General features: G+C 69.5%; 9 protein-coding genes and 2 rRNA genes (1 of these 11 only partly in view). All 11 read left to right on the top strand.

Annotated elements, in window-relative coordinates:
• Nucleotides 1–308 (top strand): 23S ribosomal RNA (locus tag SSBG_RS26670) (it extends 2735 nt beyond the left edge of the window).
• A 96-nt stretch (nt 309–404) separates the two neighbouring features.
• A 5S ribosomal RNA gene (rrf, locus tag SSBG_RS26675) occupies nt 405–521 on the top strand.
• A 246-nt stretch (nt 522–767) separates the two neighbouring features.
• A complete protein-coding gene (locus SSBG_RS26680) occupies nt 768–1376 on the top strand; it encodes a CDP-alcohol phosphatidyltransferase family protein (RefSeq protein WP_037870715.1) in 609 nt (202 codons plus the stop codon).
• Between the two features lie 66 nt (nt 1377–1442).
• On the top strand, nt 1443–3938 hold the full coding sequence (locus SSBG_RS26685) for a mannose-1-phosphate guanyltransferase (protein WP_008749167.1): 2496 nt from the start codon (nt 1443–1445) through the stop codon (nt 3936–3938).
• Nucleotides 3939–4183: 245 nt separating this feature from the next.
• Nucleotides 4184–5149, top strand: a complete 966-nt coding sequence (locus SSBG_RS26690; protein WP_037870716.1) for a DUF881 domain-containing protein — start codon at nt 4184–4186, stop codon at nt 5147–5149.
• Nucleotides 5146–5478, top strand: a complete 333-nt coding sequence (locus tag SSBG_RS26695) for a small basic family protein (protein WP_008749169.1) — start codon at nt 5146–5148, stop codon at nt 5476–5478. Before SSBG_RS26690 ends, SSBG_RS26695 begins: the two co-directional genes overlap by 4 nt.
• Before the next feature lie 7 nt (nt 5479–5485).
• Nucleotides 5486–6397, top strand: coding sequence for a DUF881 domain-containing protein (locus tag SSBG_RS26700; protein WP_037870717.1), 912 nt, complete (start codon nt 5486–5488; stop codon nt 6395–6397).
• 189 nt (nt 6398–6586) lie between these two features.
• On the top strand, nt 6587–7411 hold the full coding sequence (locus tag SSBG_RS26705) for an FHA domain-containing protein (protein WP_008749171.1): 825 nt from the start codon (nt 6587–6589) through the stop codon (nt 7409–7411).
• 18 nt (nt 7412–7429) lie between these two features.
• Entirely contained in the window at nt 7430–8185 is a 756-nt protein-coding gene (locus SSBG_RS26710) for a MerR family transcriptional regulator (RefSeq protein ID WP_234010653.1), read from the top strand.
• A gap of 167 nt (nt 8186–8352) precedes the next feature.
• Nucleotides 8353–8826: a bifunctional nuclease family protein gene (locus SSBG_RS26715; protein WP_008749173.1), complete on the top strand. Its 474-nt coding sequence runs from the start codon at nt 8353–8355 to the stop codon at nt 8824–8826.
• Between the two features lie 190 nt (nt 8827–9016).
• A complete protein-coding gene (locus tag SSBG_RS26720) occupies nt 9017–9631 on the top strand; it encodes a MerR family transcriptional regulator (protein ID WP_008749174.1) in 615 nt (204 codons plus the stop codon).
• The last annotated feature ends 29 nt before the right edge of the window (nt 9632–9660 follow it).

Consider the following 9660-nt stretch of genomic DNA (forward strand, 5'->3'; position numbering starts at 1 on the left):
CGTGAGACAGTTCGGTCCCTATCCGCTGTGCGCGTAGGAATATTGAGAAGGGCTGTCCCTAGTACGAGAGGACCGGGACGGACGAACCTCTGGTGTGCCAGTTGTTCTGCCAAGGGCATGGCTGGTTGGCTACGTTCGGGAGGGATAACCGCTGAAAGCATCTAAGCGGGAAGCCTGCTTCGAGATGAGTGTTCCCACCTCCTTTGAGAGGGTAAGGCTCCCAGTAGACGACTGGGTTGATAGGCCGGATATGGAAGCCCTGTGAGGGGTGGAGTTGACCGGTACTAATAGGCCGAGGGCTTGTCCTCAGTTGCTCGCGTCCACTGTGTTGGTTCTGAAACCACGAATGATCACACACTGCCCCCGTTATTACGGTGTGGCGGGGTGGTCGGGTTTTATAGTGTTTCGGTGGTCATAGCGCGTGGGAAACGCCCGGTTACATTCCGAACCCGGAAGCTAAGCTGCGTAGCGCCGATGGTACTGCAAGGGGGACCTTGTGGGAGAGTAGGACGCCGCCGAACAATTCTTATACGGGGGAGCCCCGCACCAGTACTGGTGCGGGGCTCCCCCGCGTTCACAGGGGTACCCGTCACTCTGCCCCGGGTCGCCCCAACTCGTGAGCCCATCCCCGGGCCGACCACTGGGCCGACCACTCCGGCCGACTCCCTGAGTCAGCCCCCCTGAGCCGGACCCCTGACGTGGTGGTTCTCGGACCACCCGGTAAAGTCGGGCTGCACTGTAGACGGTTCCCCTCAGGAGGCCCCCGGGTGGAGGTCCAGGAGACCGCGGTCCAGACGGATCGGGTACTCACCATTCCCAACATCCTCAGCGCGGCGAGGCTTGTCGGCGTCCCGCTGTTTCTGTGGCTGATTCTTCGCCCCGAGTTCGGGGGGCCGCAGAGCGACGGCTGGGCACTCCTCGTACTCGCGCTCAGCGGGATCAGTGACTACCTCGACGGGAAACTCGCCCGGCGGTGGAATCAGATCAGCAGCCTCGGCCGGGTACTCGATCCCGCGGCCGACCGGCTCTACATCCTGTCCACCCTGGTCGGTCTCACGTGGCGTGAGATTCTGCCGCTCTGGGTCACCTGTGTACTCCTCGCACGCGAGCTGCTTCTCGGCGTGATGGTGCTCATCCTGCGCAGGCACGGATTCCCGCCGCCCCAGGTGAACTTTCTCGGCAAGGCGGCTACGTTCAACCTGATGTACGCCTTCCCGCTGCTCCTGCTCAGTGACGGAAGCGGCTGGCTCGCCACGCTGGCGTCGATTTTCGGATGGGCGTTCGCAGGGTGGGGTACAACTCTGTATTGGTGGGCAGGAATCTTGTACGTGGTGCAGGTCCGCCGGGTCATCAAGGCGGCGGCCACGGCCGGCTAAGCCGTTCTCCGTGAGGGGCGGCCCGTTCGGTATTCGATCTGTCTCTTCGAGGAGGACACTCCCGCTATGAAGGCCGTTGTGATGGCCGGTGGTGAAGGTACCCGGCTTCGCCCCATGACCTCAAGTATGCCCAAACCACTGCTCCCGGTCGCCAACCGGCCGATCATGGAGCACGTGCTGCGGCTGCTCAAGCGGCATGGCCTCACCGAGACAGTCGTCACCGTGCAGTTCCTGGCCTCCCTGGTCAAGAACTACTTCGGCGACGGCGAAGAACTCGGTATGGAGCTGAGTTACGCCAACGAGGAGAAGCCCCTCGGCACGGCGGGGAGTGTGAAGAACGCCGAGGAAGCCCTCAAGGACGACGCGTTTCTCGTCATCTCCGGCGACGCGCTCACCGACTTCGACCTGACCGACCTCATCAATTTCCACAAGGAAAAAGGTGCTCTCGTCACGGTCTGCCTCACCAGGGTCCCCAATCCGCTGGAATTCGGCATCACCATTGTCGATGACGAAGGAAAGGTCGAGCGCTTCCTGGAGAAGCCGACCTGGGGCCAGGTCTTCTCGGACACGGTGAACACCGGTATCTACGTCATGGAGCCCGAGGTCTTCGACTACGTCGAGGCCGACACCTCCGTCGACTGGTCCGGTGACGTCTTCCCCCAGCTCATGAAGGAAGGCAAGCCCGTCTACGGTTACATCGCCGAGGGCTACTGGGAGGACGTCGGCACGCACGAGAGCTACGTCAAGGCCCAGGCCGACGTGCTCGACGGCAAGGTCGACGTCGAACTCGACGGCTTCGAGATCTCCCCCGGCGTCTGGGTGGCCGAAGGAGCCGACGTCCACCCCGACGCCGTGCTGCGCGGACCCCTCTACATCGGCGACTACGCCAAGGTCGAGGCCGGCGCCGAGCTGCGCGAGCACACCGTCGTGGGCTCCAACGTCGTCGTCAAGAGCGGCGCCTTCCTCCACAAGGCCGTCCTCCACGACAACGTCTACATCGGCGAGCACAGCAACCTGCGCGGCTGCGTCATCGGCAAGAACACCGACATCATGCGCGCGGCCCGCATCGAGGACGGCGCCGTCATCGGCGACGAGTGCCTCGTCGGCGAGGAATCGATCATCCAGGGCAACGTGCGGGTCTACCCGTTCAAGACCATCGAGGCCGGCGCCTTCGTCAACAACTCCGTCATCTGGGAGTCGCGCGGCCAGGCGCACCTCTTCGGAGCCCGCGGTGTCTCCGGCATCCTCAACGTCGAGATCACCCCCGAACTCGCCGTCCGCCTCGCCGGTGCCTACGCCACGACCCTCAAGAAGGGCTCCACGGTCACCACCGCGCGCGACCACTCCCGCGGCGCCCGCGCCCTCAAGCGGGCCGTCATCTCCGCGCTCCAGGCCAGCGCCATCGACGTACGCGACCTGGAGAACGTACCGCTGCCCGTCGCCCGCCAGCAGACCGCGCGCGGCAGCGCGGGCGGCCTCATGATCCGCACCACGCCCGGGGTGCCCGACTCCGTCGACATCATGTTCTTCGACGGGAACGGGGCCGACCTCTCCCAGGCCAGCCAGCGCAAGCTCGACCGCGTCTACGCCCGCCAGGAGTACCGCAGGGCCTTCCCCGGGGAGATCGGCGACCTGCACTTCCCGTCCAGCGTCTTCGACTCCTACACCGGCTCGCTGCTGCGCAACATCGACACCAGCGGCATCAGCGAATCCGGGCTCAAGGTCGTCGTGGACGCCTCCAACGGGAGCGCCGGCCTCGTGCTGCCCAGCCTGCTCGGCAAGCTCGGCGTCGACTCGCTCACCATCAACCCCGGCCTGGACGAGTCCCGGCCCACCGAGACCGCCGACACCCGGCGCTCCGGCTTGGTCCGGCTCGGCGAGATCGTCGCCTCCGCCGGAGCGGCCTTCGGGGTGCGCTTCGACCCCGTGGGGGAGCGGCTGTCGCTCGTGGACGAGAAGGGGCGCATCGTCGAGGACGACCGGGCCCTGCTCGTCATGCTCGACCTCGTCGCCGCCGAGCGGCGCAGCGGACGCGTCGCGCTGCCGGTGACAACGACCCGTATCGCCGAGCAGGTCGCCGCCTACCACGGCACGCAGGTCGAGTGGACGATGACCTCGCCCGACGACCTCACCCGCGTCGGGCGCGAGGACGGCACCATCTTCGGCGGGGACGGCCGCGGCGGCTTCGTCATCCCGGAGTTCAGCAGCGTCTTCGACGGCACCGCCGCCTTCGTCCGGCTCATCGGGCTCGTCGCCCGCACCCAGCTCACGCTCAGCCAGATCGACGCGCGCATCCCGCGCGCCCACGTCATCAAGCGCGATCTGGCCACGCCGTGGGCAGTCAAGGGCCTCGTCATGCGGACCGTGGTGGAGGCCGCGGCGGGCCGGTCCGTCGACGTGACCGACGGCGTCCGGGTCGTGGAATCGGACGGACGCTGGGTCATGGTCCTGCCCGACCCGGCCGAGGCGGTCACCCACCTGTGGGCCGAGGGCCCCGACGACGAGTCCGCGCAGGCCCTGCTCGACGAGTGGGCGAGCGTCGTGGACAGCGCGGGGCACTGACGTCATGGACAGCGCGGGGCACTGAGCCCCGGCGGAGGCCGTTCCGGCCCGGACGCACCACGCACCGGGACCCGGACGGCCTCCGCCGCCTTCCGCGCCGGGAACCCGCGCGCACGTCCTGACACCTCGTGAAGAACCCCGCTGGACGGGCACGGACTCACTCGTGCGGGTGAAAGAGGACACCCGGGCGCATCGCCGGTGGGGCCATTCGGAGGAACGGCCCCCGACATGCGACGATGTGCGGCATGTCGCAGCAGCCCCCCAACCGAGGCGGCGCCCCCTCCCGGCGCCCGGACGCCTCCATGTCGCTGCTGACGAACGTCATGGACCACAGCCTGGACGACGGGTACGCCGAGGCCGCCGCCCGGAAACGGGCCGCTGGAGGTGCCGCAGGGCTGCCGCGCACGCTGCGCGGCAGGCTGCTCCTCGGCCTCGGTCTCGTCCTCGCCGCCCTCGTCGTGACGGTCGGCGCCTCGCAGGCGCGGGAGAGCGCGCCGGTCCTCGCCAAGGAACGCGAGGAGCTCATCGACCGCATCAATGACGAGAGCGACTCCGCCGACCGCCTGGAGAAACACGTCGAGTCCCTGCGCGACGAGGTCGGCAGACGCCAGGACGCGGCGCTCAAGGACAACGGCACGGACCGCGTCCGCTTGCTCGGCCTCCTCTCCGGGGCGAGCGCGGCCCAGGGGCCCGGCGTCCGCCTCGTCGTGGATGACGCCGCCTCCGCGCAGAGCAGTACCGGCGACGGCCCCCGGCAGACCACCGACTTCTCCGACATCGGCCGGGTCAGGGACCGCGACCTGCAACGGGTCGTCAACGGCCTGTGGGAGTCGGGCGCCGAGGCCGTCGCGGTCAACGGGCAGCGCCTCACCGCGCTCTCCGCGATCCGGGCGGCGGGGGAGGCCGTCCTCGTGGACAACAAGCCGCTCGCGCCGCCGTACACCGTCCTCGCCCTCGGCGACGGGGCCCGGCTCAAACAGCGGTTCCAGCGCAGCGTGGACGGCGCGTACCTGAACCGCCTGCACGAGGACTACGACATCCGGGTGAAGCTCTCCGCCGAGGACTCCCTGCGGGTCCCCGCCGCTACCGCCGTGCGCGTGCGGTCCGCGCGACCGGAGACGGGCGCGGGGTCACCGGCGGAGCAGGGGCCCGGAGAACAGCCGAAGACGCAGTCGAAGACAGCGAATCCAGCAGGGAAGGGCACATCGTGATCGCCGTACTGGGCCTCGTCGTGGGGGTGGTGGTGGGACTCTTCGTCCGCCCCGAGGTGCCCGCCGTCGTAGAGCCTTATCTGCCCATCGCCGTCGTCGCGGCGCTCGACGCCGTCTTCGGCGGACTCCGCGCGATGCTCGACGGCATCTTCGACGACAAGGTCTTCGTCGTCTCCTTCCTCTCCAACGTCGTCGTCGCCGCGCTCATCGTCTTCCTCGGCGACAAGCTCGGCGTCGGCGCGCAGCTGTCCACGGGAGTCGTCGTCGTCCTCGGCATCCGCATCTTCTCCAACGCGGCGGCGATCCGCCGTCACGTGTTCAGGGCGTGAGCGCACCATGAGCGAAACGCCCGACGAGCGGCCAGGCGCACTGCCCGAGGAACGCGCGGGACGCACCCCCCGCACCCCCGGGGAACGACCCGGAGAGCTTCCCGAGGAACAGCCCCCGGCCCGGCCCGGGAAAGAAGAGGAGAGGCGGGCCCCGGCACAGCCGGAGCCGCCGCGGACGCCCGGGGCCACCGGCTCCGGGCTGACGGGCCGTCAGCGGCTCGCCAAGGGCCTGTGGCCGCCGCGCGTGACCCGCGCCCAGCTGATCGTCGCGCTGCTCCTCTTCGTCCTGGGCCTCGGTCTCGCCATCCAGGTGCGCTCGCACAACGACAGCAGCGCGCTGCGCGGGGCACGACAGGAAGATCTTGTCCGTATCCTCGATGAACTGGACGACCGGACTCAGCGTCTGGAAGACGAGAAGCAGAGTCTGGAGAGCCAGCGCACCGAGCTGGAGAACAGCTCAAACCAGGCGGAGGAGGCACGGAAACAGACCGTGGAGAAGGAACGCCAGCTCGGCATCCTGGCCGGCACGGTGGCGGCGCAGGGTCCCGGGATCACCGTGACCGTCGAGGACCCGCAGCACCGCGTCAAGGCGGACATGCTCCTCGACACCATCCAGGAGCTGCGCGCGGCCGGGGCCGAAGCCATTCAGATCGGTGACGTCCGTGTCGTCGCGGGCACGTATCTGACCGATGACGGCAAGAGCGTGCGCATCGACGGGCAGAAGGTCTCGGCGCCGTTCCGGTTCAAGGTCATCGGCACGTCGCAGGACCTCACGCCCGCGCTCAGCATCCCGGGCGGAGTCGTGCAGACTCTGGAGAAGGAGCAGGCCGCCGTCGTGGTGCAGGAGGAGAAGAAGATCGTCGTGGACGCCTTGCGGCCCGCGAAGACGCCCGATTACGCTCAGTCGTCCTCGCGGTGAGGCGGCGCGCATGACGGCTGCCGCACGAGGGCAGGAGGAAGCGGGGGGTCGACGCCTCGTCAGACCCGCGCGTAGGGGAAACTGTCCGGTGGTCGTGGGCCTCGTGGAGATGTCCCGGACAGTCAGTGAGAGCAATGAGGGTTCGTCCTGCCCCACGGGCGGGTCTGTTTCGGTCAAGGGGAATCGCCCGTGAGTTTTTTTTCGAAGTTGTTCGGCAGGAACAAGCGCGAGGACGGTGCCGCCGCGCGGCACCGCGCCCGTCCCGGCGAGGAGGGGGAGCGCCCGCTGTTCCGCGACGAAGTCGCTGGTCCGGCCAGTGGTACGCAGGGTGGACAGGGCGCGTCGGCTGTTGACCCGGCCACCGCGGCCCGCATAGGTTTCGGGGAACCGTCAACCTCAAGTACGGGTGGAGGGTTCGCCCGCGACTCGTACGCGCCGAACGCTTCCGCGGGACAGCAGGGTCAGGAGGACTCGTCCATGGGCTTTCTGGTGTGTGGCAGGTGCGGTCATCAGAACCCACAGACCGGCCGTTTCTGCTCCAACTGCGGGGCTCCGCTCCGTGCGGGCGCGGTGCCCGAGCGTGCCTCGGAGACCACGTCCACCATCTCCATCTCGGGTCTTGAGGCGTACGACCCCGAGGCCACCGGACAGACGGCGCTGCCCGCGCTCTCCCCGGAGGCGCAGGCGGCCGTGGACGCTCTGCCGCTCGGCTCGGCGCTCCTGATCGTGCGGCGCGGCCCCAACTCGGGCAGCCGCTTCCTGCTCGACGGGGAGCTGACCACGGCCGGCCGTCACCCGCAGAGCGACATCTTCCTGGACGACGTGACCGTCTCCCGGCGGCACGTGGAGTTCCGGCGGCAGGCCGACGGCACCTTCACCGTCGCCGACGTCGGCAGTCTCAACGGCACCTACGTCAACCGTGAGCGCATCGACTCGGTCGTGCTCGCCAACGGTGACGAGGTGCAGATCGGCAAGTACCGGCTGGTGTTCTACGCGAGCCAGCAGGCACTCTGACCCGCGAGAGCAGGGGCCATGGTGGACAGAGCGAGGGGCGGTGCCGGCCTTGACGGCACCGCCGCCGAGCGGACGCGGCCGGTCAACGGCGCGGCCGAGCGGACACGCCCGGTGAGTATCGGCGCCGTGCTGAACATCCTGCGCGAGGAGTTCCCCGAGGTCACCATCTCCAAGATCCGCTTCCTGGAGTCCGAGGGGCTCATCGAGCCCCAGCGGACCCCCTCCGGGTACCGGAAGTTCACCCCGCGGGACGTGGAGCGTCTGGGCCACGTCCTGCGGATGCAACGCGATCACTACCTGCCGCTCAAGGCGATCCGCGAGTACCTGGACGCCGTCGAGCGCGGGGAGCGCCCGGCCGGGCCGCTCGTCGGGCGGCAGAGCGGCCCGCCGCCGCGTGACGAGGTGACCCTCAGCCGTCTCGGGCGGGCCGAGCTGCTCGCCGCGGCGGGCGTCGAGGAGACCGAACTGACCGCCTGGGAGTCGTACGGGCTCGTCACCCCGCTCCCCGACGGGCACTACGACGCCCGGCTCGTGCGAGTTGCCCGGCTCGTCTCCGAACTGGGACGGCACGGCATCGAGCCGAGGCACCTGCGGGCGACGAAGGCCGCCGCCGACCGCGAGGCGGGCCTCGTGGAGCAGGTCGTCGCCCCGCTCGTCCGCCACCGCAACCCGCAGACGCGGGCGCAGGCCGAGGAACGCACCCGCGAACTGGCCGATCTGGCGACCGCGCTGCACGGCGCGCTGGTCGAGCTGGCACTCGACGTGCGGTCCTGACGCCGGCCCCGGGTGCCGCCGGGCCGGCTCCGGTGGGCGCGGGCCTGGTCCGTGCCGTTCCGCGCGCCTGCCCGGCCGACCCTGCGGCTGGGCCCTTCGGCCCTGTGCGCCCCTGCTCGTACGCCCCCGACTACCCAAACCGGCCGGGGACGACCTAGGGTTGGTGTGTGAACGAGCTCGACGTCGTAGGTGTCCGGGTCGAAATGCCCTCCAACCAGCCGATCGTGCTCCTGCGAGAAGTGGGAGGCGACCGGTACCTTCCCATCTGGATCGGTGCCGGCGAGGCGACGGCCATCGCCTTCGCCCAGCAGGGGATGACCCCTGCCAGGCCGCTGACGCACGACCTCTTCAAGAACGTGCTCGAAGCCGTCGGCCAGGAACTCACCGAGGTCCGCATCACCGCCCTCAAGGACGGCATCTTCCACGCGGACCTCGTCTTCGCCAGCGGTATCGAGGTCAGCGCTCGTCCCTCCGACGCCATAGCGCTCGCGCTGCGCACCGGCTCGCCGATCTACGGCGCGGAGGAACTGCTCGACAGCGCGGGGATCGCCATCCCCGACGAGCAGGAGGACGAGGTGGAGAAGTTCCGCGAGTTCCTCGACCAGATCTCTCCCGAGGACTTCGGGACCAACAGCCAGTGAGGCCCGTTCGCTCCCCGGTTCCCGCCCGGGAACCGGGGAGCGAACGGACAACCGGCAAGCCCTACCCTCGATCAGTGCGTGGCAAACCACTCTCAGGGGGAATATCACCCGGCGTACCCAGCGTGGCGATCGTTGACGCACCCCGGGTCACTGCCTACCGTCATGTGCCAGGTCGAGGACGGAGGTCGGCGTGAGAAGCAGCGGCGACAGCAGGGTGGGGGGCGTTCCCGGGCGACGCCCGAACGGCGAGGCTCCCCTGCCGCTGCGCGGGGGTGCTCCGGGGCCGCACCCGGTCGTTCCCGCGCCGGCGGTGGGATACCGGGGGCCGACGGCGTGCGTGGCGGCGGGCATCACCTACCGCCAGCTCGACTACTGGGCGCGCACCGGGCTCGTGGAGCCGAGCGTGCGCGCCGCGCAGGGCTCGGGGACCCAGCGGCTCTACAGCCTCCACGACATCGTGGTCCTCAAGATCGTGCGGCGCTTCCTCGACACCGGGGTCGCCCTCCAGAACATCCGCGGCACCGTGGGGCACCTGCGCCACCGCGACCCCGGGGACCTGGAGGGGATGACGCTCATGAGCGACGGCGCGACGGTCTACGAGTGCACCTCCTCCGAGGAGGTCGTGGAACTCCTCCAGGGCGGCCAGGGCATCTTCGGCATCGCCGTCGGCGTCGTGCAGCGCGACGTGGAGGCCTCGCTCGCGCAACTGCACGGCGAGCGGGTCGACGAGGGGGAGACGCTGGTGCGCGGGAGCGAGGCCGCCGGGGACGAACTCGCGGCCCGGCGCCGTAACCGGGCGGTCTGAGAGAGCGCGGAAGCACGCGGCACGGAGGC

The organism is Streptomyces sp. SPB074 (genome assembly GCF_000154905.1).
GTDB lineage: Bacteria > Actinomycetota > Actinomycetes > Streptomycetales > Streptomycetaceae > Streptomyces.